The sequence below is a fragment of the Streptomyces kanasensis genome (assembly GCF_043077165.1).
Taxonomy (GTDB): Bacteria; Actinomycetota; Actinomycetes; order Streptomycetales; family Streptomycetaceae; genus Streptomyces; species Streptomyces changanensis.
Genome location: NZ_JBIBSF010000002.1, coordinates 236,691 through 259,887, shown reverse-complemented (window position 1 = coordinate 259,887; position 23,197 = coordinate 236,691). Strand labels below are relative to the sequence as shown.

Genomic DNA, 23,197 nt, shown 5'->3' with positions numbered 1-23,197 from the left:
AGCGCTTAGGCACATGCCGGAGCGTCGGAGCGACCGGCCGGACCAGGACAGGAACCGAAGGAGGCGGCTCGTGCGCCGTACCGTATTCAACGAGGACCACGAGGCGTTCCGGGAGACCATCCGCGCCTTCATCGAGGCCGAGGTCGTCCCCGTCTACGACGAGTGGTTCGCCGCCGGCCAGGCGCCGCGCGACTTCTACTACAAGCTCGGCGAGCTGGGCGTCTTCGGCATCAACGTCCCCGAGGAGTTCGGCGGCGCGGGCCTGGACACGCACAAGTTCGAGGCCGTGCTCTACGAGGAGACGGCCCGCGCGGGCGTCATCTTCGGCGGCTCCGGCGTCCACGTGCTGCTCGCCCTGCCGTACCTGAAGATGCTCGCCACCGACGAGCAGAAGAAGCGGTACCTGCCGAAGTTCGTCTCCGGCGAGGAGATGTGGGCGCTGGCGATGACCGAGCCGGGCACCGGCTCCGACGTCGCGGGCATGAAGACCACCGCCAAGCTCTCCGAGGACGGCACGCACTACGTCCTCAACGGCGCCAAGACGTTCATCACCGGCGGCGTCCACGCCGACCGCGTGATCGTCTGCGCCCGCACCTCGGCCCCCTCCGCCGAGGACCGCCGCTTCGGCATCTCGCTCTTCGCGGTGGACACGAAGTCCGCGGGCTACTCCATCGGCCGCAAGCTGGACAAACTGGGCCTGCGCACCTCCGACACCGCCGAGCTGGCGTTCGTCGACGTCAAGGTGCCGGTCGAGGACCTGCTCGGCGAGGAGGGCAAGGGCTTCTCCTACCTGGGCCACAACCTGGCCTCCGAGCGCTGGGGCATCGCCTTCGGCTCGTACGCCCAGGCCAAGGCCGCGGTCCGGTTCGCCCAGAGCTACGTCACGGACCGCACGGTCTTCGGCAAGCCGGTCGCGCACTTCCAGAACACCAAGTTCGAGCTGGCCGCCTGCCAGGCCGAGGTCGACGCCGCCGAGGCCGTCGCCGACCGCGCCCTGGAGGCCCTGGACGCGGGCGAGCTGACCCCGGCCGAGGCCGCCAGCGCCAAGCTCTTCTGCACCGAGGTCGCCCACCGCGTCATCGACCGCTGCCTGCAGCTGCACGGCGGCTACGGCTACATGAACGAGTACCCGATCGCCCGCCTGTACGCGGACAACCGCGTCAACCGCATCTACGGCGGCACCAGCGAGATCATGAAGTCGATCATCGCCAAGTCGATGGGCCTGTAACACCGGTGACCGCAAGCGCGCAGCCGCTCGACGACCTGCTCGACCTGCTCGACCTGGAGCGGATCGAGCAGGACATCTTCCGCGGCGAGTCCCGCGCGGCGATCGTCCCGCGCGTCTTCGGCGGCCAGGTCGCGGCCCAGGCACTGGTCGCGGCCGGCCGCACGGTCCCGGCCGACCGGGCCGCCCACTCCCTGCACGCGTACTTCCTGCGCCCCGGGGACCCGGGCGCGCCGATCGTCTACACCGTGGACCGGATCCGCGACGGCCGCTCGTTCACCACGCGCCGGGTCGTCGCGGTCCAGCACGGCCAGCCGATCTTCCACCTGTCGGCGTCGTTCCAGGCGTACGAGGAGGGGCTGGAGCACCAGGCGGACATGCCGCCCGCGCCGGACCCGGAGACGCTGCCGACGGGCGCCGAACTGCTCCCCCGGTACGCGGACCGGTTCGTCGCGCCGGACGCCCTGGACCGCCTCCTGGAGGCCCGCGCGGCGGTGGACCTGCGGTACGTGGAGGAACCCCCGTACGGCACGGCCGGCGTGCGGCGCGAGCCGCGCTCCCAGGTGTGGTTCCGCACCGTCGGCAAGCTCGCCGACGACCCGCTGCTGCACGTGTGCCTGGCGACGTACGTCTCCGACATGACGCTGCTCGACTCGGTCCTCCTCGCCCACGGGCGGGGCGGCTGGGCCGTCGGCGACGTGGTGGGCGCGTCCCTGGACCACGCGATGTGGTTCCACCGGCCGTTCCGCGCGGACGAGTGGCTCCTGTACGACCAGGAGTCACCCTCCTCGGCGGGCGGCCGGGGCCTGGGCCAGGCCCGCATCTACACCCAGGACGGCCGCCTGGCGATCACGGTCATCCAGGAGGGCCTGATCCGCGTCCCGCGGGGGTGAAATCCTGGGCCCCATGGAGATGTTGACGGGTGGAACAGCCCTGACACTGGCCGGAGTCCTGCTCGGCACCCTGGGCACGTTGACAGGCCAGCACCTGGCCACCCGGGTCGAGAACCGTCGCCACCAGTGGGAGCGGGCCGCCACCGAACGCGCCGAGCGGAAAGCGGCGATCATGGACTTCCTCGGCTCCGCGCAGCGGATGGAGCTGGTCCTCGACCGCAGGAGCCTCGGGCTGCGGGACGCCGTCAGCACCGACGAGGAGGCGCTGCACGAACTGTGGCTGGCGACGAAGGCCGTCGAACTGGTCTGTGCGGACGCCACGGCGCGGGCCGCCCAAAACTACGCCAGGGCACTGCACGCCCGCGTGCGGGGCGCCACGGTGGGCGAGGCGGGAGCCGCCAAGCGGGAACGGCGGCACGCGTTCATGGAGGCGGCTCGCGGGGAGTTGACCGGACGGCGGTAGCGGGGGTCGGCGGGCCCGCCGGTCAGGGCCCGCCGGCCCGGACGCCGAGCGGCGGGGCCCGGACTGCTCAGAGCAGGCCCGCCGCGTTCAGGAGGTACTGCGTCATCGGCTCGTAGAAGCGCGGGTCGACGACGTGGTCGTCGAGGGGGACGGTGACCTGGAGGGTGCCCTCCGCCTCGGCGACGAAGAGCGCCGGGTCGTTGCTGTCGGCGTAGCCGACGGTGTCGATGCCTCGCTGGGCGGCGCGGCCGGCCCAGCCGTGGTCGGCGACGACGAGGTCGGGCAGCGGCTGGTCCATGGCGCGCAGCCCGTCGAGGACGGCGTTCATCGGCTCGGGCGAGTGGGTGTGCCACAGGGTGGCGCCACGCTCGAAGACGGCGACGTCGGCGAACTGGACGACGCACCCCTCGTCGGCGTGGAGGCCGCCCGGGATCCGTACGACGTCGCACCCGGCGGCACGCAGCGCCGCGGCGGTGCGGCTGTGCACGTCGAGGAGCGCGCCGGGGTGGCCGGTCGCGAAGAGGACACGTTCGCGGGCGGCGGCGGCCTTGCGCAGGCGGGCCGCCATCCGGTCCAGGGCGTCGACGGTCAGCTCCGGGTCGATGGTGTCCTGCCCGGCGCGGTGGGCGGGGTCGTCGATGACGCCGCACCGCTCGGCCATCACGGCGAGGACGTCCTGCTCGTCGGTCCAGCGGTCGCCCAGCTCCAGACCCAGCCAGTAGTGGCGGTCGCCGTTCGCCAGCTTGCGGTAGTGGGAGAGGTTGTTGTCGCGGGGCGTGGCGACGTCGCCCGCGATGCGCGTGCGGACGAGGTGCTCGACGAGGGCGGGGCGGCTGGGTATCGGCATCCCCCCATTGTGCCGCCCGGTACGGCGCGTGGCCGAGCCGTTCCGCGGCGTGGACGGCCGCGAGTTCCCCGGCGCGTGCCCGGTTGTGCGGAAACGCCCCGGAACGGCCCTCCGGCCGGGCAGACTGGGCGCCGGCCATCCCCCTCGCCCCCGGGACGCGCGGTCCCGGACGGGCCGGGCCGCCACGCGCCCCGGCACCGTCGCCAGAAAGGCACCTCTTTGCACCGTGCGATACGCGCCGCCGCCCTCGCGACGGCCGCACTCTCCCTCGCCGCCCTGCCGTCGACCGGTCACGCCGCCTCCACGACGGGCTCCCTGATGCTCACGCACGTGCGGCCGAACGCCGCCGGCGCGGACACGAAGGACGGCCGGCAGCTCAACGTCAACGGCGAGTACTTCGTCATCAAGAACGTGACGGCGCGGGCGGTGAACACCGGCGGCTACGTCCCGGACATCACCTCGAACACGTACGGCCGGGCCCTGCCCTCGTACAGCCTGCCGGCGGGCGCGCGGGCCTACGTGCACACCGGCAGCGGCACCAACCACCGGGACAGCGCCGGCTGGCACCACATCTACCGCGGGTACGCCCGGCACGTCCTGCCCAACGAGGCCGGCACGCGCAGCCCCGACCTGCGGTTGAAGAAGCCCGGCAGCCCGGACGACAACAGCACGGCCGGCTCCCTGTCCGCGTGCAACTGGGGCTCCGCACGGGACGCCACCACATACGCCTGCTGATCGGGACGCGGCACGCGAGGCCGGCCGAGCGGTACCCCCGCCCGGCCGGCCTCCGCCGTGTCCGGGGCAGGGCGGGTCGGCGCGGGCGGCGGCCGGGCCGGGGCGCGGCGGTCACCCGGGCGGCGCACGGCGGGCACGACGCGCGTCCGGGCGGCCGCCGCCCGCGCGCAGGCACCCGGCGTGCGCCCGGCACGACCCGCGCCCGGACGCCCGGCGTGCCGGCACGGGGCCCCGTCAGGTCCGTCAGGCGCCCGTGCCCGCCGCCGCGAAGGCGCCCCGGGCGAGGCGGTGCAGCAGGGCGGCCGTGCTGCCGTGGCTGGTGAGGGCGCCGGCGGGGCCGAGGTGCGGGGTGGAGTTGAGCAGGCCGAAGACCGCGTGGACGGCCGCGCGGGCGTCGGGCTCACCCAGCTCGGGGTAGGTGGCGCGGACGGCCTCCACCCACAGCTCCACGTACTGCCGCTGGAGCTGGCGGACCCGCTTGCGGTCGGCGTCCCGGAGGCGGTCCAGCTCGCGGTCGTGCAGAGTGATCAGCGAGCGGTCGTTGAGCGCGAAGTCGATGTGCCCGTCGATGAGCGCGGCGAGCAGCGCGCGGGGGTCGCCGTCCGACTCGGCCACGCGGCGGCGGCCGCCGTCGAGGAGGCGCTCGCTGATCCCGACGAGCAGCTCGGCGAGCATGGCGTCCTTGCCGGGGAAGTGCCGGTAGAGCCCGGGGCCGCTGATGCCGACCGCCGCGCCTATCTCGTCGACGCCCACGCCGTGGAAGCCGCGCTCGGCGAAGAGGCGCGCGGCCTCCTTGAGGATCTGCTCGCGGCGGGTCGGGGCGTCGGTCCTGGTGGTCATGGATCGATTCTAGACAACGCGGTTAGCGGTCGTTAACCTGAAGGACACACGTTAACGCTCATTAACGCTCTCGTACGGGCAAGGGGGCTCGACACGATGCAGCAGGCACCTGTGCTGGCCGGCGCGGCGGATCCCGCGTCGCCGGCCTGGCAGGCCAACGAGGCGGCGCACCGGGAGCTCGTCGACGACCTCCGGGCGCGGCTCGCCGCCGCCCGGCTGGGCGGCGGCGAGAAGGCTCGCGCCCGGCACACGGCGCGCGGCAAGCTGCTCCCGCGCGACCGCGTCGACACGCTCCTGGACCCGGGCTCGCCCTTCCTGGAGCTGGCGCCGCTCGCCGCGAACGGCATGTACGGCGACCAGGCGCCCGCCGCCGGGGTGGTGGCGGGGATCGGCCGGGTCTCGGGCCGCGAGGTGGTGGTCGTCGCCAACGACGCCACGGTCAAGGGCGGCACGTACTACCCGATGACCGTCAAGAAGCACCTGCGCGCGCAGGAGGTGGCGCTGGAGAACCGGCTGCCCTGCGTGTACCTGGTCGACTCGGGCGGCGCGTTCCTGCCGATGCAGGACGAGGTCTTCCCCGACCGGGAGCACTTCGGCCGGATCTTCTACAACCAGGCCCGCATGTCGGGCGCCGGGATCCCGCAGATCGCCGCCGTCCTCGGCTCGTGCACGGCCGGCGGGGCGTACGTCCCGGCGATGAGCGACGAGGCCGTCATCGTGCGGAACCAGGGCACGATCTTCCTGGGCGGCCCGCCGCTGGTGAAGGCGGCGACGGGTGAGGTCGTCACCGCCGAGGAGCTGGGCGGCGGCGAGGTCCACTCCCGGACGTCCGGCGTCACCGACCACCTCGCGGAGGACGACGCGCACGCCCTGCGGATCGTGCGGAACATCGTCGCGACGCTCCCCGCGCGCGGGGCGCTGCCCTGGTCGGTGGAGCCGGTCGAGGAGCCGGCGGTCGACCCGGCGGGGCTGTACGGCGCGGTGCCGGTCGACCCGCGGACGCCCTTCGACGTGCGGGAGGTCATCTCCCGGATCGTCGACGGCTCCCGCTTCCAGGAGTTCAAGGCGGAGTACGGGCAGACGCTCGTCACGGGCTTCGCCCGCGTCCACGGGCACCCGGTGGGAATCGTCGCCAACAACGGCATCCTCTTCTCCGAGTCCGCCCAGAAGGGCGCGCACTTCATCGAGCTGTGCGACCAGCGGGGCGTCCCGCTGCTGTTCCTCCAGAACATCTCCGGCTTCATGGTGGGCCGGGACTACGAGGCGGGCGGCATCGCCAAGCACGGCGCGAAGATGGTCACCGCCGTGGCCTGCACCCGCGTGCCGAAGCTGACGGTCGTCGTGGGCGGTTCGTACGGCGCGGGCAACTACTCGATGTGCGGCCGGGCCTACAGCCCCCGCTTCCTGTGGATGTGGCCCAACGCCAAGATCTCCGTCATGGGCGGCGAGCAGGCCGCGTCGGTCCTCGCCACCGTCAAGCGCGACCAGTTGGAGGCGCGCGGCGAGGAGTGGTCGGCGGAGGCGGAGGAGGAGTTCAAGGCCCCCGTCCGCGCCCAGTACGAGCAGCAGGGCAGCGCCTACTACGCGACGGCCCGGCTGTGGGACGACGGGGTCATCGACCCGATGGAGACCCGCCAGGTGCTGGGTCTGGCCCTGACCGCCTGCGCCAACGCCCCGCTGGGTGAGCCCGGCTTCGGCGTCTTCCGGATGTGAGGGACTGATGTTCACGACTGTTCTGGTCGCCAACCGGGGCGAGATCGCGGTCCGCGTCATCCGTACGCTGCGGGCGCTCGGCATCCGCTCGGTCGCCGTCTTCAGCGACGCGGACGCCGACGCCCGGCACGTCCGGGAGGCGGACACCGCGGTGCGGATCGGCCCGCCCGCGGCGACGGAGAGCTACCTGCGGGTGGACCGGTTGCTGGAGGCCGCCGCGCGGACCGGCGCCGAGGCGGTGCACCCCGGGTACGGCTTCCTCGCGGAGAACGCCGCCTTCGCACAGGCGTGCGAGGACGCGGGGCTCGTCTTCATCGGACCGCCGGCCTCCGCGATCTCCCTGATGGGGGACAAGATCCGCGCCAAGGAGACGGTGAAGGCGGCGGGCGTGCCGGTCGTGCCCGGCTCGTCGGGCAGCGGCCTCACCGACGGCGAGCTGGCCTCGGCGGCCCGCGACATCGGGATGCCGGTGCTGCTGAAGCCCTCGGCGGGCGGCGGCGGCAAGGGCATGCGGCTCGTGCGCGCCGAGTCGGCGCTGGAGGACGAGATCGCGGCGGCCCGGCGCGAGGCGCGGGCGTCGTTCGGTGACGACACGCTGCTGGTGGAGCGGTGGATCGACCGGCCACGGCACATCGAGATCCAGGTCCTGGCGGACGGCCACGGCACCGTGCTGCACCTCGGCGAGCGCGAGTGCTCCCTCCAGCGCCGCCACCAGAAGGTCGTCGAGGAGGCGCCGTCGGTCCTCCTCGACGAGGGGACGCGCGCCGCGATGGGCGAGGCCGCGGTACAGGCCGCCCGTTCCTGCGGCTACCGGGGCGCGGGCACGGTCGAGTTCATCGTCCCGGGCGGCGACCCCTCGCAGTACTACTTCATGGAGATGAACACCCGTCTCCAGGTGGAGCACCCCGTCACCGAGCTGGTCACGGGCGTGGACCTGGTGGAGTGGCAGCTGCGGGTGGCGGCCGGGGAGCCCCTCGGGTTCACCCAGGACGACGTCGCCCTGACCGGCCACTCCATCGAGGCCCGCCTCTGCGCCGAGGACCCCTCCCGGGGCTTCCTCCCGTCGGGCGGCACGGTGCTGGCCCTGTCCGAGCCGGCCGGCGAGGGGGTGCGGACCGACTCGGGCCTCAGCGAGGGCACCGAGGTGTCCAGCCTGTACGACCCGATGCTGGCGAAGGTCGTCGTGCACGCCCCCGACCGGCCCACCGCGCTGCGCAGGCTGCGCGCCGCCCTGGCCGGCACGGTCACCCTCGGCGTCCCGACGAACGCCGGGTTCCTGCGCCGCCTCCTCGCCCACCCGGACGTCGTCTCGGGCGACCTGGACACGGGTCTGGTGGAGCGCGAGGTGGACGGCCTGGTCCCCGCGGCCGTGCCGGAGGAGGTGTACGAGGCCGCGGCGGCGGTGCGCGAGGCCCGGTTGCGGCCCGGCCCGGACGCGCGCGGCTGGACGGACCCGTTCTCCGTGCCGAGCGGCTGGCGCCTCGGCGGCGAGGCCGTGCCGGCGACGCACTGGCTGCGCGTCCCGGGGCACGAGCCGGTCGCCCACCGGGCCCGCGGCGGCGCGCGCGTGACCGGCGACCGGGTCACGGTCACCGTGGACGGGGTCACCCACACCTTCCACCGCGCCGGGACCTGGCTGGGCCGGGACGGCGACGCGTGGAACGTGCTGGACCACGATCCCGTGGAGGCGTCGCTCACGGGCGCGGCCCACGCGGGCGCCGACTCCCTCACCGCGCCGATGCCGGGCACGGTCACGGTCGTCAAGGTCGCCGTGGGCGACGAGGTCACGGCCGGTCAGGGGCTGCTGGTGGTGGAGGCGATGAAGATGGAGCACGTCATCTCCGCCCCGCACGACGGCACCGTCGCCGAGCTGGACGTCACGCCCGGCACCACCGTCGCCATGGACCAGGTGCTGGCCGTGGTGGTCCCGAAGGAGGAGGGGGCATGACCGCGGGGTTGGGGCTCCCCATGACCGTCCCCGCGCCGGGCCTGCCCGCGCGGGTGCGGATCCACGAGGTCGGCGCCCGCGACGGCCTGCAGAACGAGCAGGGCGTCGTGCCCACCGAGGTGAAGGCGGAGTTCGTCCGGCGCCTCGCGGACGCGGGGCTGACGACGGTCGAGGCGACGAGCTTCGTCCACCCGAAGTGGGTGCCGCAACTGGCCGACGCCGAGCGGCTCTTCCCGCTCGTGCGGGACCTGCCCGTGGCGCTGCCCGTCCTGGTCCCCAACGAGCGCGGCCTCGACCGCGCCCTGGCGCTGGGGGCGACCCGTGTCGCGGTCTTCGCCAGCGCCACCGAGTCCTTCGCACAGGCCAACCTCAACCGCACCGTGGACGGGGCGCTGGCCATGTTCGAGCCGGTGGTGGCCCGCGCCAAGGCGGCCGACGTGCACGTGCGCGGCTACCTGTCGATGTGCTTCGGCGATCCCTGGGAGGGCGCGGTGCCGGTCGCCCAGGTGGTGCGGGTGTGCCGGGCCCTGCTCGACATGGGGTGCGACGAGCTGAGCCTCGGCGACACCATCGGGGTGGCCACGCCCGGTCACGTCGCCGCGCTGCTGGACGCGCTCGGCGGGGCCGGCGTCCCGGTCGGCACCCTGGGCGTGCACTTCCACGACACGTACGGGCAGGCCCTCGCCAACACGCTGGCCGCCCTCCAGCGGGGCGTCACCACCGTCGACGCCTCCGCCGGCGGGCTGGGCGGCTGCCCGTACGCCAAGTCCGCCACCGGCAACCTCGCCACCGAGGACCTCGTGTGGATGCTGACCGGCCTCGGCATCGACACCGGGGTCGACCTCGGCCGTCTCGTCGCCACGAGCGCGTGGATGGCCGACCGCCTGGGCCGACCCAGCCCCTCCCGCACCGTCCGCGCCCTGTCCCACAAGGAGCAGTGATCACCGATGGACCACCGCCTTCCCGCCGAGTTGGAAGAACTCCGCCGCACGGTCGAGGAGTTCGCGCACGACGTCGTCGCGCCGAAGATCGGCGACTTCTACGAGCGTCACGAGTTCCCGTACGAGATCGTGCGGGACATGGGCCGGATGGGGCTGTTCGGACTGCCCTTCCCGGAGGAGTACGGCGGGATGGGCGGTGACTACCTGGCGCTGGGCATCGCGCTGGAGGAGCTGGCCCGCGTCGACTCCTCGGTGGCCATCACGCTGGAGGCGGGCGTCTCGCTGGGCGCGATGCCGATCTTCCGGTTCGGTACGGAGGAGCAGAAGCGGGAGTGGCTGCCGCGGTTGTGCAGCGGTGAGCTGCTGGGCGCGTTCGGCCTGACGGAGCCGGAGTGCGGCTCGGACGCGGGCGGCACGCGCACCACGGCCGTGCGGGACGGTGACGAGTGGGTCATCAACGGCACGAAGTGCTTCATCACCAACTCCGGTACGGACATCACGGGTCTGGTGACGGTGACGGCCGTGACGGGCCGCAAGGAGGACGGCCGCCCGGAGATCTCCTCGCTCATCGTCCCGTCGGGCACGCCCGGCTTCACCGTCGCGGCGCCGTACTCGAAGGTCGGCTGGAACGCCTCGGACACCCGCGAGCTGTCCTTCTCCGACGTCCGCGTGCCCGCCGCGAACCTGCTGGGCGAGGAGGGCCGCGGGTACGCCCAGTTCCTGCGCATCCTGGACGAGGGCCGCATCGCCATCGCCGCGCTCGCCACGGGGCTGGCACAGGGGTGCGTGGACGAGTCCGTGCGGTACGCGAAGGAGCGCCGGGCCTTCGGCCGGCCCATCGGTGACAACCAGGCCATCCAGTTCAAGCTGGCCGACATGGAGATGCGGGCGCACATGGCCCGGATCGGCTGGCGGGACGCGGCCTCCCGGCTGGTGCTCGGCGAGCCGTTCAAGAAGGAGGCCGCGCTGGCGAAGCTGTACTCGTCGACGGTGGCGGTCGACAACGCCCGCGAGGCGACCCAGATCCACGGCGGCTACGGCTTCATGAACGAGTATCCGGTGGCGCGGATGTGGCGGGACTCGAAGATCCTGGAGATCGGCGAGGGCACGAGCGAGGTGCAGCGCATGCTCATCGCCCGTGAACTCGGCCTCTCGGCGTGATCAAGGGAACAACCGGGAGTCACCCCCTGGACAAGATCTGAGGTTAGGCTAACCTACCCTCGAACTTGCCCACAGGCCGGATCCGGCCGTACGAAAGCGACTCCGCCATGCCCAGCAACGCCCGAGCCACCCATCTCACCCGACGCGGTCTCCTCGCTGCGGGCGGCGCCCTCGGGCTGGGCGCCGCTCTCGCCGCGTGCGGCGGCAAGGACGCGGACGGCGGGAAGGCCGCCGACAAGAGCGGCGCCGCGTCGGGTCCGTGGAAGTTCACCGACGACCGCGGCGTGGCCGCCGAGGCGAAGTCCACGCCGAAGAACATCGTGGCGTTCACGGGCACGGCGGCGGCGCTGCACGACTTCGGCGTCGAGGTGAAGGGCGTCTTCGGCCCCACGAAGACGGCCGACGGCAAGCCCGACGTGCAGGCCGGCGACCTCGACGTGAACAAGGTCAAGATCATCGGCAACGTCTGGGGCGAGTTCAACATCGAGGAGTACATCAAGCTCCAGCCCGAGCTCCTCATCACGGACATGTGGGAGAAGGACGCCCTCTGGTACGTGCCGGACGAGTCGAAGGACAAGATCCTCAAGCTCGCCCCGAGCGTCGCGCTGTGGGCCGCCGACCAGTCGATGCCCAAGGTGATCCAGCGTCACGTGGAGCTGGCCGAGAGCCTGGGCGCCGACGTGAAGACCAAGGCCATAGCCGACAGCAAGGCCCGCTTCGAGAAGGCCGCCGCCCGGCTGCGCGCGGCCGCCAAGGCGAACCCCGGGATCCGGGTGCTCATCGGCTCCGCGAGCGCCGACCTCTTCTACGTCTCCACCCCGGTCCGGCCGACGGACACGCTGTACTTCAAGGAGCTCGGCGTCAACGTCGTCGTTCCGACCAAGCTCGACGCGGCCGGCTGGTTCGAGGGCCTGAGCTGGGAGAACGTCGACAAGTACCCGGCCGACATCATCATGATGGACAACCGCACCTCGGCCATCCAGCCCAAGGACCTGGCGTCGAAGCCGACCTGGGCGCAGCTGCCCGCCGTCAAGGCCGGCCAGGTCGTCCCGCGCGTCACGGAGCCCATCTACTCGTACGAGAAGTGCGCGCCGCTCCTGGAGGACCTCGCCAAGGCCATCGAGAACGCGAAGAAGGTGGCCTGACGCCATGACGACCGCCGAGACCGCCGCACTGCCCTTCGCCTTCTTCGCCCTGCGGGTCGCACGGACGCGGCGGCTCGGCCCGTCGCTGGTCCGGGTCACCTTCACCGGCGCCGGTGACGAGGACCTGTCGGGCTTCGCCTCCGGGGGCCACGACCAGAGCCTGTCGCTGTTCCTCCCCCACCCGGGCCAGCCCGAGCCGGTCATGCCGCCGGTCGTCGACGGCGACCTGTACGGGGCGCTCGGCGCCTGGCGGGCCATGGACGACGACGTACGGGCCGTCATGCGCTCGTACACCGTGCGGGAGCAGCGCCGCGCCGCGGACGGGACGGTCGAGGTCGACATCGACTTCGCCGTCCACCCCGACGGCGGGCCCGCCTGCCGCTGGGCGCAGCAGGCGTCGGAGGGCGACCGCGTGGCGGTCCTCGGGCCGACCGTGGAGGACAACACCGGTGTCCGCTTCCGGCTGCCCGTCGACGCGGACGAGGTGCTGATCTGGGCCGACGAGACGGCGCTGCCCGCCGCCTCGGCCGTGCTGGAGCGGCTGCCGGCCGGCATCCGGGCCCAGGTGTGGCTGGAGGTGCCGCACGCCGGCGACCGCGTGGAGCCGCGCACCGCCGCGGACGCCACCGTGACGTGGCTGGTGCGGGAGGAGGGCGCGCCCCCGGCCCTGGAGGCGGTCCGCGCCGCGGAGGTCCGGGGCACGGCACCGTACGCCTGGATCGCCGGCGAGTCGGGGGTCGTGAAGGCGCTGCGCCGCCACCTCGTGAACGAGCGGAAGTTCGATCGCCGTCGCGTCACCTTCGTCGGATACTGGCGCAAGGGGCTCAGCGAGGACGCCCTGCGCGAGGTCCCCGAGCCCGACGCCGAGGCCTGACCCCGCACCGCGCACCCCGTACCGCCCGCACGACGGCCCGGCACGTACGACGGCACCGCCCGTACGACGGCACGACCGCACCGCCCGTACGACGGCACGACCCGCACCATCAGCACGACCCGCATTACCAGCACCACCAGCACCGCCCGCGGCGCGTCTCTCCGGCGCGGCGCGCCCGTACGTCCGCACACCCGTACGCGCGCGCCCCTGCGCCCGTACGGCCCGTGCGGCCCGTCAGAGGGGGGTGGGGACACGTTGCAACATCAAGTTAGGTTAGGCTAACTTAAGCAGCACCGCGTCCCTCGCCCTCACCCTGTCCCTGAGGGACGGTCAAGTCCCTGCATCCGGGAGGATGTCGCATGCGCTCGCACCTGCTCAATGACGCAACGGCGGAGCAGTACCGGCGTTCCGTCACCGAAGGAGTCGAGCGGGTGGCGAGGAAGATCGCCACCACCCAGCGGCCCTTCAGCGGCGCCACCCCCGACGACCTCGCGCCGCGCGTCGACGCCGTGGACCTGGACCGGCCGCTGGGCGACGCCTCCGCCGCCCTCGACGAGCTGGAGGACCTGTACCTGCGCGACGCGGTGTACTTCCACCACCCGCGGTACCTGGCGCACCTCAACTGCCCGGTCGTCATCCCGGCCGTCCTCGGCGAGGCCGTCCTCTCGGCGGTGAACTCCTCCCTCGACACGTGGGACCAGAGCGCCGGCGGCACGCTCATCGAGCGCCGCCTCATCGACTGGACCACCGGCCGCATCGGCTTCGGCGAGGCCGCCGACGGCGTCTTCACCAGCGGCGGGACCCAGTCCAACCTCCAGGCGCTGCTCCTCGCCCGCGAGGAGGCCAAGACGGACGACCTGTCGAAGCTGCGGATCTTCTCCTCCGAGTGCAGCCACTTCAGCGTCCAGAAGTCCGCGCAGCTCCTCGGCATGGGCCGCTCCGCGGTCGTCTCCATCCCCTGCGACCGCGACCGCCGCATGCAGAGCGTGGTCCTCGCCGCCGAGCTGGCCCGCTGCGCGGCCGAGGGGCTCGTCCCGATGGCGATCGTCGCGACCGCCGGCACGACCGACTTCGGCTCCATCGACCCGCTGCCGGAGATCGCCGCCCTCGCCGCCGAGTACGGCGCGTGGATGCACGTCGACGCCGCCTACGGCTGCGGGCTGCTGGCCTCCCCCACCCGCCGCCACCTCCTGGACGGCATCGAGCTGGCCGACTCGGTCACCGTCGACTACCACAAGTCGTTCTTCCAGCCCGTCAGCTCCTCCGCCGTGCTGGTCCGCGACGGGGCGACCCTCCGCCACGCCACCTACCACGCGGACTACCTCAACCCGCGCCGCACGGTCGCCGAGCGCATCCCCAACCAGGTCGACAAGTCGCTCCAGACGACCCGCCGCTTCGACGCGCTCAAGCTGTGGCTGACGCTGCGCGTCATGGGCGCCGACGGCGTCGGGCAGCTCTTCGACGAGGTGTGCGACCTGGCCTCCGAGGGGTGGGAGATGCTCGCCGCCGACCCGCGCTACGACGTGGTGGTCCGGCCCTCGCTCTCCACCCTCGTCTTCCGCTACGTCCCGGCCGCCGTCACCTCCCCCGCGGAGATCGACCGGGCCAACCTCCACGCCCGCAAAGCGCTCTTCGCGTCGGGCGAGGCCGTCGTCGCCGGTACGAAGGTCGACGGCCGCCAGTACCTCAAGTTCACCTTGCTCAACCCCGAGACGACCGTGCACGACATCGCCGCCGTCCTCGATCTGATAGCCGGCCACGCCGAGCAGTACCTGGGAGAGAACCTTGTCCACGCCTCTTGATTTCCTCGGTATCGGACTGGGTCCGTTCAACCTGGGCCTCGCCTGCCTGACCGAGCCCATCGCGGAGCTCGACGGCCTGTTCCTGGAGTCGAAGCCGGACTTCGAGTGGCACTCGGGGATGTTCCTGGAGGGCGCGCACCTCCAGACGCCGTTCATGTCGGACCTCGTCACGCTCGCCGACCCGACCTCGCCGTACTCCTTCCTGAACTACCTGAAGGAGAAGGGCCGGCTGTACTCGTTCTACATCCGCGAGAACTTCTACCCGCTGCGCGCCGAGTACAACGACTACTGCCGCTGGGCCGCCGGGAAGCTGAGCAGCGTCCGCTTCGGCACGACGGTCAGCCGCGTCGAGTACGACACCGAGGGCGAGGTGTACGTCGTCCACACCGAGGGCGGCGAGACCTTCCGCGCCCGCCGCCTCGTCCTGGGCACCGGCACCCCGCCGTACGTGCCGGAGGCGTGCCAGGGCCTCGGCGGCGACCTGCTGCACAACTCGCGCTACATGCAGGGCCGCGAGGCCCTGAAGGCGAAGAAGTCCATCACGCTCGTGGGCAGCGGGCAGAGCGCGGCCGAGATCTACTACGACCTGCTCTCCGAGATCGACGTCCACGGCTACCAGCTGAACTGGGTGACCCGCTCCCCGCGCTTCTTCCCGCTGGAGTACACCAAGCTCACGCTGGAGATGACGTCCCCCGAGTACATCGACTACTTCCACGCCCTGCCGGAGGAGACCCGCTACCGCCTGGAGACGGCGCAGAAGGGCCTGTTCAAGGGCATCAACGGCGACCTGATCGACGCCATCTTCGACCTGCTGTACCAGAAGAACCTGGACGGCCCGGTCCCCACCCGGCTGCTCACCAACTCCGCGCTGCACACCGCCTCCCACGACGAGGCGACCGGCACGTACACGCTGGGCCTGCGCCAGGAGGAGCAGGGCAAGGAGTACGAGATCCGCACCGAGGGCCTGGTCCTCGCCACCGGCTACAAGTACAGCGTGCCCGCGTTCCTGGAGCCCGTCCGCGACCGGCTCCGATGGGACGCGCGCGGCCGGTTCGACATCGCCCGCAACTACTCGATCGACACCACCGGCCGCGGCGTCTTCCTGCAGAACGCCGGGGTGCACGCCCACTCGATCACCTCGCCCGACCTGGGCATGGGGGCGTACCGCAACTCCTACATCATCCGTGAGCTGCTGGGGACCGAGTACTACCCCGTCGAGAAGTCCATCGCGTTCCAGGAGTTCACCGTATGAGCACCACCGGCAACACCGGCACCACCGTCCCCGGCATAGGCACCTTCACGGTCCGCGCGCTCGATCCGCTGTCCGACGCCGAGCTGGTGCACGGCTGGGTCACCCACCCCAAGGCGTCGTTCTGGCTGATGCAGGACCACCGGCTGGAGGACGTCGAGCGGGACTACATGGCGATCGCCGCCCACCCGCACCACGACGCCTTCATCGGCCTCCTCGACGGCGAGCCGGCCTTCCTCATGGAGCGGTACGACCCGGCGCACGTCGAGCTGGTCGGGCTGTACGACCCGCTCCCCGGCGACGTCGGCATGCACTTCCTCGTCGCCCCGACGGACACCCCGGTCCACGGCTTCACGCGCGCCGTCATCACGGCCGTCATGGCGGAGCTCTTCGCCGACCCGTCCACCCGCCGCGTCGTGGTCGAGCCGGACGTCCGCAACACCGCGGTGCACGCCCTGAACGAGGCGGTCGGCTTCGTCCCCGTCGACAAGATCACCAAGCCGGAGAAGGAAGCGCTGCTCAGCGTGTGCACGCGCGAGGCGTTCGAGGCGGCAGTGGGAGCTCCCCGATGAGCAACACGAACAACACCGACAGCACGAGCAATACGAGCAGCACGAGCGACACGAGCGCCCTGGCGCACGACGCACTCGGCACGCACGGCACGGTGACCCCGGACGGCACCGGCGCCCCGGCGCGCACCGCCGACGCCGTCGCCCACCTCACCCCCGAGCGCTGGGCGCACGCCAACCGCCTCCTGGTCCGCAAGGGCCTCGCGGAGTTCGCCCACGAGCGGCTGCTCGACCCGCAGCCGCTCGGCGAGGGCCGGTACCGCGTCCTCAGCGACGACGGCGCCACCGAGTACCGCTTCACCGCGGGCCGCTTCGCCCTCGACCACTGGCAGGTGTACGCCGACTCGATCAGCCGCCACCGCGACGGCCGGGAGCTGCCGGTCGACGCGCTGGAGTTCGTCATCGAGCTGCGCGGGGCACTGGGCCTGAGCGACGAGATCCTCCCCGTGTACCTGGAGGAGATCTCCTCGACCCTCTCCGGCACGGCGTACAAGTCCGCCAAACCGCAGGTGACCGCCGCGGAGCTGGCGCGGGCCGACTTCCAGGCGGTCGAGACGGGCATGACCGAGGGCCACCCGTGCTTCGTCGCCAACAACGGCCGACTCGGCTTCGGCGTCGACGAGTACCACGCGTACGCGCCCGAGGCCGCCAGCCCGCTGCGGCTGGTGTGGCTGGCCGCGCACCGGGACCGCACGGCCTTCACTGCGGGCGCGGACATCGAGTACGACGCGTTCGTCCGGGCGGAGCTGGGCGACGCCGCCGTCGACGGCTTCGCCCGCACCCTCGCGGAGCGCGGCCTGGACATGGCCGACTACCTCCTCGTGCCGGTCCACCCCTGGCAGTGGTGGAACAAGCTGACGGTCACCTTCGCCGCCGAGATCGCCCAGCAGCGGCTGGTGTACCTCGGCGAGGGCGACGACCGGTACCTGGCGCAGCAGTCGATCCGCACGTTCTTCAACACGAGCGACCCGGCCAAGCACTACGTGAAGACGGCCCTGTCCGTGCTGAACATGGGCTTCATGCGGGGCCTGTCGGCCGCGTACATGCAGGCGACGCCCGCGATCAACGACTGGCTGGCCCGGCTGATCGACCACGACGACGTCCTGCGGGCGGCGCGCTTCTCGATCATCCGCGAGCGCGCGGCGGTCGGCTACCGGCACCTGGAGTACGAGGCCGCCACCGACCGCTACTCGCCCTACCGCAAGATGCTCGCCGCGCTGTGGCGGGAGAGCCCGGTCCCGACGCTGGAGCCCGGTCAGCGGCTCGCCACCATGGCGTCGCTGCTCCACGTCGACCACGAGGGCGCCTCGTTCGCGGGCGCGCTGATCGCCGAGTCGGGGCTCGCCCCGGACCGGTGGCTGCGCCGCTACCTCGACGCCTACCTGCTGCCGATCCTCCACACGTTCTACGCCTACGACCTGGCGTGGATGCCGCACGGCGAGAACGTCATCCTCGTCATCGAGGACGGCACCGTGCAGCGGGCGATCTTCAAGGACATCGCCGAGGAGATCGTCGTCATGGACCCGGACGCGGTGCTGCCGCCGGCCGTGGAGCGGATCCGGGTGGAGGTGCCCGAGGACGAGAAGCTGCTGTCGGTCTTCACGGACGTCTTCGACTGCTTCTTCCGCTTCCTGGGCGCGACGCTGGACTCCGAGGGCGTGCTGGACGAGGAGACGTTCTGGCGGACGGTCGCCGAGTGCGTCACGGGCTACCAGGAGTCCGTGCCGGAGCTCGCGGAGAAGTTCAAGCGGTACGACCTGTTCGCGGAGGAGTTCGCGCTCTCCTGCCTGAACCGCCTCCAGCTGCGCAACAACCGGCAGATGGTGGACCTCGCGGACCCGTCCGGCGCGCTGCAGTTCGCGGGCACGCTGGTCAACCCGATCGCGCGGTTCGCGTAACACGGGCCGGCCGGGGCGTCGGACGGGGTACGGTCCCCCGTCCGGCGCCCCGGCTTCCCGCGTCCGGTGCCAGAATCCTCGGCATGACGGAAATCATCCAGAAGGACGGGACCTGGAGTTTCGACGGGGACGTCATACGGATCGTGCCGGGTGGCGACAAGGGCGTGGGGCTGCTGCGCCAGACCCTGGGCGAGGTCGCCGTACCCCTCGACGCGCTGGCGGGCATCTCGTTCGAGCCGGGCAGGAAGACCGGGCGGCTGCGGCTGCGGCTGCGGGACGGCGCCGATCCGCTGCTGCGGATCACCGGGGGCAAGCTGGCGGACGGCTCGGACCCCTACCGGCTCGCGGTGGGAGGCGACCGGAGCGGGGTGGCGGAGTACTTCGTGGACGAGGTGCGCCGCGCGATGCTGCTGGAACAGACCGGGACGGGCCCGGTGGACAGGTACCTGCTGCCCGGCCCGCCGGTGCCCCTCACCGTCGGGGCGGGGGACGGCACGGTGACGTTCGACGGGGAAGCCGTCCGCCTGGAGTGGAACTGGAAGACCGAGGACTCCAAGTCCTCGGGGGGCGCCCGCACCCTGGCGCTGGCCGACGTGCGGGCGGTGGAGTGGCTGCCGGCCGTCGGGCTGGAGAACGGCTACCTGCGCTTCCGGGTGGCGGTCGGGGCACCGGCCTCTCCCCCGGCGCCCAAGTACGACCCGTACGCCGTGGAGCTGTACGGGTTCCGCAAGGACCCGCTGATGGCACTGGTCGGGGCCGCCGTGGTGGCCCGGCTGCCGCACCCGAACGCCCCGGTGGCGGACGCGCCGCCGCCCGCGGCGGAGGTGGCGGCCGCCCCCGACCACGACGTCCTGCTGCGGCGGCTGCGGGAGCTGGGCGAGCTGCACCGGTCGGGCGTCCTCACCGATGAGGAGTTCAGCACGGCGAAACGGGCTGTTCTCCAACAACTCTGACCAAAACGGGCGCCCCTCTGCCCGATATCGGGCAGAAATGTTGCCATCGACCTGCCCGTCCTCCAATATCGACGGGTGCTCGATCGCCGCCCGTCGCACGACGACCTCATCGACCACCTGGTGCGCAGCACCGCGCTCCCGCGCGGCGAGGCCGCCCGGGTGGTGCTCGACGTGCTGGCGTACTTCGACGAGACGACCGAGGAGTACGTCCGGCGCCGCCACCGCGAGCTCCAGGCGGCCGGCGCGGTGAACGCGGAGATCTTCGAGCGGATAGCGGCGGAGCTGCCGCACCGCGCCGTGGCGCCACCGGAGCTCTCGCTCCGCCAGCTGCGCCGCATCGTCTACGGCTGAACGTCGACCCGGGCACACACACCGAACCTGGAGGGGCAACACCTTATGTGCGGAATCGTCGGTTACATCGGCAAGCGCGACGTCGCTCCGCTGCTGCTGGAGGGTCTGGCGCGGCTGGAGTACCGGGGGTACGACTCGGCGGGCATGGTCATCACCAGCCCCAAGTCCGGCGGCCTGAAGATGGTCAAGGCCAAGGGTCGGGTCCGTGACCTGGAGGCCCGCGTCCCCAAGCGCTTCACCGGCACCACCGGCATCGCCCACACCCGCTGGGCCACCCACGGCGCCCCGAGCGACGTGAACTCGCACCCGCACATGGACCCCGAGAACAAGGTCGCGGTCGTCCACAACGGCATCGTCGACAACGCCGCCGAGCTCCGCGCCAAGCTGGAGGCGGACGGCGTGGTCTTCGCCTCGGAGACCGACACCGAGGTCCTCACCCACCTGATCGCCCGCTCGCAGGCCGAGTCGCTGGAGGAGAAGGTCCGCGAGGCGCTGAAGGTCGTCGAGGGCACGTACGGCATCGCCGTCATGCACGCCGACTTCAACGACCGCATCGTCGTCGCCCGCAACGGCTCCCCGGTCGTCCTCGGCATCGGCGAGAAGGAGATGCTGGTCGCCTCCGACATCGCCGCGCTGATCGCCCACACCCGTCAGATCGTCACCCTGGACGACGGCGAGATGGCCACCCTGAAGGCCGACGAGTTCCGCACGTACACGACCTCGGGCACGCTGACGACCGCGACGCCCGAGACCGTCGAGTGGGAGGCCGCCTCCTACGACATGGGCGGCCACGACACGTACATGCACAAGGAGATCTCGGAGCAGGCCGACGCCGTCGACCGCGTGCTGCGCGGCCGCATCGACGACAAGTTCTCCACCGTGCACCTGGGCGGTCTGAACCTGGACGCCCGCGAGGCCCGCGGCATCCGCCGCGTGAAGATCCTCGGCTGCGGCACCTCGTACCACGCCGGCATGATCGGCGCGGGCCTCATCGAGGGCATGGCGCGGATCCCGGCCGACGCCGAGCCGGCCTCCGAGTTCCGCTACCGCAACCCGGTCGTCGACCCCGACACCCTGTACATCGCCGTGTCGCAGTCCGGTGAGACGTACGACGTGCTGGCCGCCGTGCAGGAGCTGAAGCGCAAGGGCGCCCGCGTCCTCGGCGTGGTCAACGTCGTCGGCTCGGCCATCGCCCGCGAGGCCGACGGCGGCGTGTACGTCCACGCCGGCCCGGAGGTCTGCGTGGTCTCCACGAAGTGCTTCACCAACACGGTCGTCGCCTTCGCGCTGCTCGCCCTGCACCTCGGCCGCATCCGCGACCTGTCCGTCGCCGACGGCAAGCGGATCATCGAGGGCCTGCGCCGCCTGCCGGACCAGATCAGCGAGATCCTCAAGCTGGAGGACGAGATCAAGGAGCTGGCCGCGGAGTACGCCGGCGCCAAGTCGATGATGTTCATCGGCCGCGTCCGGGGCTACCCGGTGGCCCTGGAGGCCTCCCTGAAGCTCAAGGAGATCTCGTACATCCACGCCGAGGCGTACCCGGCCTCGGAGCTGAAGCACGGCCCGCTCGCGCTCATCGAGCCGGCCCTGCCGACCGTGGCGATCGTCCCGAACGACTCGCTGCTGGAGAAGAACCGGGCGGCCCTGGAGGAGATCAAGGCCCGCAGCGGCCGGATCCTCGCCGTCGCCCACCAGGAGCAGGAGAAGGCCGACCACACCATCGTCGTGCCGAAGAACGAGGACGAGCTCGACCCGATCCTCATGGGCATCCCGCTCCAGCTCTTCGCGTACCACACGGCCCTCGCCATGGGCCGCGACATCGACAAGCCGCGCAACCTGGCCAAGTCCGTCACGGTCGAGTAGGCGGCGCACGCGCGGCCGCACCGCGCTCTCCGCACGCACCGGGCCCGGGGGCCGGCCGTCCAGGCCGGCCCCCGGGCCGCGTCGTACCCGCGTCGGCGCGGGACCGGGTGGGCTACCGCGCGTCGCCGTTGAAGTGCACCTCCGGGTTCTGCGCCGTCGGGCCGTCCAGCAGCGGCTGGGGCCGGCCGCGCAGGTGCCGGTCGAAGAAGGCCGTCGTGTACGCGCGCGTCAGCTCGACGGCCCGGCCGGCGGCGATCGTCGGCTGCGGCTGGTCGCCGGGGTAGGCCACGCCCAGCTGGTCGAAGAGGACGGGCACGTCGGAGAAGGTGAAGTGGTGCGCGCCGCTCACGCCGAGCCAGCGCTTCCACCCGTCCAGGTGGCGCCACGCCTCGTCCCAGGTGGGGTCGCCGCCGCCGGGCAGGTGGACCTCGTCCTGCGTGCCGAGCATGAGGAACGGCCGGCCCCCGAGCCCGCCCGCCGGTACCGGGTCGCCGAAGGAGCCGTCCATGTTGACGCCCGCCCGCACCCGCTCGTCCCGCGCCATGACGGAGGCCGCGGCGGCGCCGCCGATCGAGTGTCCCGCGGCGCCCATGCGCTTCCGGTCGATCATCCGGGCGTACCGCCAGGCCGGACGCGGCCCGGTCAGCCGGTCGACGACGAACGACAGGTCCCGGCCCCGGTTGACCGTGGCCTTCCGCATGTCCTCCCAGGTCTGCGCCTTCTCGCAGGCGACACAGGTGAGCACCCGCCCGCCGGGGAAGACCGCGCCGGCCGCCTCGTAGGCGTGGTCGACCACGGCGACGACGTAACCGCGGCTCGCGTACTCCTCGGCGAGGGTCGTCAGGGTGAACCGGGGCGCGCCGAACCCGGGCGACAGCAGGACCAGCGGGTGGCGTCCGCCCTGCGGGCGGGCGCCGGCCACGCTGTGCGTGAGGGTGGCGCCCAGCCGGGCGGCGGCCTCGGCGTCCCGGTTCCCGGCCGCCTCCAGCAGCAGCCGCGCCTCGCGCGGGTCGGCGTAGGGCGCGGGGGCGCCCGCCGCTGAGCGGGCCGGGTGGTACACGTCGACCATGAGCTCGCGCGGCCGGTCCGGCACCCAGGGGTCCTGGCGGGAGCGGTCGACGAGGTGGAGGGTGGAGCGCCCCACGGCCGACGGCCCGGTGGGCCGGGGCAGGACCACTCCGACCACCGCCGGCGAGTCGGGCGCCGCCTGCCTGAGCACCGGGGCGGCGGTGGCGGACGCGCCGGCGGTGAGCGCGGCGGCGGACGCGCCGGCGCCGGGGGTGTGTGCCTGGGCGGCTGGAGCCGTGGCCGTGGCGGCGAGGGTGACGAGGAGGGCCGCGGCTGCCGCCGACCGCAGCGTGCGTGACGTCTTCATGGTCCCGACGCTAGGCGGCGGCGTGGGGCGAGGGCGTCGTTCCAGGGTCGCGTCCGTGTGCGACCGGAGGGTGATCCACCGTACGACCAGGGGCTGTTGACGAGCCGTCGGGTCCGGCACCCGAGGGGAGCGTCCGACGTGGGCGACCCGGGGGTGGGGGGTGGTGGGGCGGCCGGGGGTGCGGCGGGGACGGCGGTCGGCGGTCGGTCGGTCGGTGGCAGCGGCGGGCGAGGGCGATGGAGTGGCCGGGGGCGCGGCGGGCGCGACGGGTGACCGGGGGCGCGGCGGTCCTGGCACGGTGGGCCCGGCACGGTGGGCCCGCGGCGGGGTGACCGCGCCGGGGTGACCGGGG

General features: G+C 72.7%; 20 protein-coding genes. 17 read left to right on the top strand and 3 right to left on the bottom strand.

The window, feature by feature from the left end; translation table 11 throughout:
• Window positions 1-70: 70 nt before the first annotated feature.
• From ACF053_RS06520 to ACF053_RS06510, 3 genes are read left to right on the top strand one after another with little or no spacing between them, the layout of a single operon-like run.
• Complete coding sequence (locus ACF053_RS06520; protein ID WP_391952831.1) at window positions 71-1,228, top strand: acyl-CoA dehydrogenase family protein; 1,158 nt, start codon at window positions 71-73, stop codon at window positions 1,226-1,228.
• A gap of 5 nt (window positions 1,229-1,233) precedes the next feature.
• Window positions 1,234-2,118: an acyl-CoA thioesterase gene (locus tag ACF053_RS06515; protein WP_391952830.1), complete on the top strand. Its 885-nt coding sequence runs from the start codon at window positions 1,234-1,236 to the stop codon at window positions 2,116-2,118.
• 13 nt (window positions 2,119-2,131) lie between these two features.
• Window positions 2,132-2,581, top strand: coding sequence for a hypothetical protein (locus ACF053_RS06510; RefSeq protein WP_391952829.1), 450 nt, complete (start codon window positions 2,132-2,134; stop codon window positions 2,579-2,581).
• Between the two features lie 67 nt (window positions 2,582-2,648).
• Here ACF053_RS06510 and ACF053_RS06505 read toward each other — a convergent pair whose 3' ends face one another.
• Entirely contained in the window at window positions 2,649-3,428 is a 780-nt protein-coding gene (locus ACF053_RS06505) for a phosphatase (RefSeq protein WP_058942094.1), read from the bottom strand.
• 219 nt (window positions 3,429-3,647) lie between these two features.
• On the opposite strand from ACF053_RS06505, the gene ACF053_RS06500 reads away from it, so the two are divergent.
• Window positions 3,648-4,163 carry a hypothetical protein gene (locus ACF053_RS06500; RefSeq protein ID WP_391952828.1) on the top strand — a complete coding sequence of 172 codons (516 nt, stop codon included), beginning with the start codon at window positions 3,648-3,650 and terminating at the stop codon, window positions 4,161-4,163.
• 243 nt (window positions 4,164-4,406) lie between these two features.
• On the opposite strand, the gene ACF053_RS06495 is transcribed toward ACF053_RS06500, so the two are convergent.
• Window positions 4,407-5,003 (bottom strand): SACE_7040 family transcriptional regulator, encoded by a 597-nt coding sequence (locus ACF053_RS06495; protein WP_391952827.1) that lies wholly within the window; start codon window positions 5,001-5,003, stop codon window positions 4,407-4,409.
• A 96-nt stretch (window positions 5,004-5,099) separates the two neighbouring features.
• On the opposite strand from ACF053_RS06495, the gene ACF053_RS06490 reads away from it, so the two are divergent.
• The 13 genes from ACF053_RS06490 (at window position 5,100) to glmS (ending at window position 21,470) form a co-directional block, all read left to right on the top strand.
• Complete coding sequence (locus tag ACF053_RS06490; RefSeq protein ID WP_391952826.1) at window positions 5,100-6,716, top strand: carboxyl transferase domain-containing protein; 1,617 nt, start codon at window positions 5,100-5,102, stop codon at window positions 6,714-6,716.
• A gap of 7 nt (window positions 6,717-6,723) precedes the next feature.
• Complete coding sequence (locus tag ACF053_RS06485; protein ID WP_391952825.1) at window positions 6,724-8,664, top strand: acetyl-CoA carboxylase biotin carboxylase subunit; 1,941 nt, start codon at window positions 6,724-6,726, stop codon at window positions 8,662-8,664.
• Window positions 8,661-9,605: a hydroxymethylglutaryl-CoA lyase gene (locus ACF053_RS06480; RefSeq protein ID WP_391952824.1), complete on the top strand. Its 945-nt coding sequence runs from the start codon at window positions 8,661-8,663 to the stop codon at window positions 9,603-9,605. The genes ACF053_RS06485 and ACF053_RS06480 overlap by 4 nt, the downstream gene beginning before the upstream one ends.
• 6 nt (window positions 9,606-9,611) lie before the next feature.
• Complete coding sequence (locus tag ACF053_RS06475; RefSeq protein WP_058942088.1) at window positions 9,612-10,766, top strand: acyl-CoA dehydrogenase family protein; 1,155 nt, start codon at window positions 9,612-9,614, stop codon at window positions 10,764-10,766.
• Between the two features lie 107 nt (window positions 10,767-10,873).
• Window positions 10,874-11,911 carry an ABC transporter substrate-binding protein gene (locus ACF053_RS06470; protein WP_391952823.1) on the top strand — a complete coding sequence of 346 codons (1,038 nt, stop codon included), beginning with the start codon at window positions 10,874-10,876 and terminating at the stop codon, window positions 11,909-11,911.
• A gap of 4 nt (window positions 11,912-11,915) precedes the next feature.
• Window positions 11,916-12,785, top strand: a complete 870-nt coding sequence (locus tag ACF053_RS06465) for a siderophore-interacting protein (RefSeq protein ID WP_391952822.1) — start codon at window positions 11,916-11,918, stop codon at window positions 12,783-12,785.
• A gap of 359 nt (window positions 12,786-13,144) precedes the next feature.
• Window positions 13,145-14,587 (top strand): pyridoxal phosphate-dependent decarboxylase family protein, encoded by a 1,443-nt coding sequence (locus ACF053_RS06460; protein WP_391952821.1) that lies wholly within the window; start codon window positions 13,145-13,147, stop codon window positions 14,585-14,587.
• A complete protein-coding gene (locus ACF053_RS06455) occupies window positions 14,571-15,839 on the top strand; it encodes a lysine N(6)-hydroxylase/L-ornithine N(5)-oxygenase family protein (RefSeq protein ID WP_391952820.1) in 1,269 nt (422 codons plus the stop codon). Before ACF053_RS06460 ends, ACF053_RS06455 begins: the two co-directional genes overlap by 17 nt.
• The gene (locus tag ACF053_RS06450; RefSeq protein ID WP_391952819.1) at window positions 15,836-16,408 is read left to right on the top strand and encodes a GNAT family N-acetyltransferase; all 573 of its coding nucleotides are present in this window, start codon (window positions 15,836-15,838) and stop codon (window positions 16,406-16,408) included. The genes ACF053_RS06455 and ACF053_RS06450 overlap by 4 nt, the downstream gene beginning before the upstream one ends.
• The gene (locus ACF053_RS06445; protein ID WP_391952818.1) at window positions 16,405-18,303 is read left to right on the top strand and encodes an IucA/IucC family protein; all 1,899 of its coding nucleotides are present in this window, start codon (window positions 16,405-16,407) and stop codon (window positions 18,301-18,303) included. Before ACF053_RS06450 ends, ACF053_RS06445 begins: the two co-directional genes overlap by 4 nt.
• 83 nt (window positions 18,304-18,386) lie before the next feature.
• The gene (locus tag ACF053_RS06440; RefSeq protein WP_391952817.1) at window positions 18,387-19,256 is read left to right on the top strand and encodes a DUF4429 domain-containing protein; all 870 of its coding nucleotides are present in this window, start codon (window positions 18,387-18,389) and stop codon (window positions 19,254-19,256) included.
• A 75-nt stretch (window positions 19,257-19,331) separates the two neighbouring features.
• Complete coding sequence (locus ACF053_RS06435) at window positions 19,332-19,607, top strand: hypothetical protein (RefSeq protein ID WP_058942082.1); 276 nt, start codon at window positions 19,332-19,334, stop codon at window positions 19,605-19,607.
• Window positions 19,608-19,652: 45 nt separating this feature from the next.
• Window positions 19,653-21,470: a glutamine--fructose-6-phosphate transaminase (isomerizing) gene (gene glmS / locus ACF053_RS06430; RefSeq protein ID WP_058942081.1), complete on the top strand. Its 1,818-nt coding sequence runs from the start codon at window positions 19,653-19,655 to the stop codon at window positions 21,468-21,470.
• Window positions 21,471-21,582: 112 nt separating this feature from the next.
• Here the strand turns inward: glmS and ACF053_RS06425 are convergent, their stop codons facing one another.
• The gene (locus ACF053_RS06425) at window positions 21,583-22,845 is read right to left on the bottom strand and encodes an alpha/beta hydrolase family protein (RefSeq protein WP_391952816.1); all 1,263 of its coding nucleotides are present in this window, start codon (window positions 22,843-22,845) and stop codon (window positions 21,583-21,585) included.
• Window positions 22,846-23,197 lie beyond the last annotated feature (352 nt).

Coding starts and splice junctions, on each gene's coding strand:
- ACF053_RS06510 (WP_391952829.1), top strand. CDS start 2,132: ATGGAGATGTTGACGGGTGGAACAGCCCTGACACTGGCCGGAGTCCTG.
- ACF053_RS06505 (WP_058942094.1), bottom strand. CDS start 3,428: ATGCCGATACCCAGCCGCCCCGCCCTCGTCGAGCACCTCGTCCGCACG.
- ACF053_RS06495 (WP_391952827.1), bottom strand. CDS start 5,003: ATGACCACCAGGACCGACGCCCCGACCCGCCGCGAGCAGATCCTCAAG.
- ACF053_RS06490 (WP_391952826.1), top strand. CDS start 5,100: ATGCAGCAGGCACCTGTGCTGGCCGGCGCGGCGGATCCCGCGTCGCCG.
- ACF053_RS06485 (WP_391952825.1), top strand. CDS start 6,724: ATGTTCACGACTGTTCTGGTCGCCAACCGGGGCGAGATCGCGGTCCGC.
- ACF053_RS06480 (WP_391952824.1), top strand. CDS start 8,661: ATGACCGCGGGGTTGGGGCTCCCCATGACCGTCCCCGCGCCGGGCCTG.
- ACF053_RS06475 (WP_058942088.1), top strand. CDS start 9,612: ATGGACCACCGCCTTCCCGCCGAGTTGGAAGAACTCCGCCGCACGGTC.
- ACF053_RS06470 (WP_391952823.1), top strand. CDS start 10,874: ATGCCCAGCAACGCCCGAGCCACCCATCTCACCCGACGCGGTCTCCTC.
- ACF053_RS06465 (WP_391952822.1), top strand. CDS start 11,916: ATGACGACCGCCGAGACCGCCGCACTGCCCTTCGCCTTCTTCGCCCTG.
- ACF053_RS06460 (WP_391952821.1), top strand. CDS start 13,145: ATGCGCTCGCACCTGCTCAATGACGCAACGGCGGAGCAGTACCGGCGT.
- ACF053_RS06450 (WP_391952819.1), top strand. CDS start 15,836: ATGAGCACCACCGGCAACACCGGCACCACCGTCCCCGGCATAGGCACC.
- ACF053_RS06445 (WP_391952818.1), top strand. CDS start 16,405: ATGAGCAACACGAACAACACCGACAGCACGAGCAATACGAGCAGCACG.
- ACF053_RS06440 (WP_391952817.1), top strand. CDS start 18,387: ATGACGGAAATCATCCAGAAGGACGGGACCTGGAGTTTCGACGGGGAC.
- glmS (WP_058942081.1), top strand. CDS start 19,653: ATGTGCGGAATCGTCGGTTACATCGGCAAGCGCGACGTCGCTCCGCTG.
- ACF053_RS06425 (WP_391952816.1), bottom strand. CDS start 22,845: ATGAAGACGTCACGCACGCTGCGGTCGGCGGCAGCCGCGGCCCTCCTC.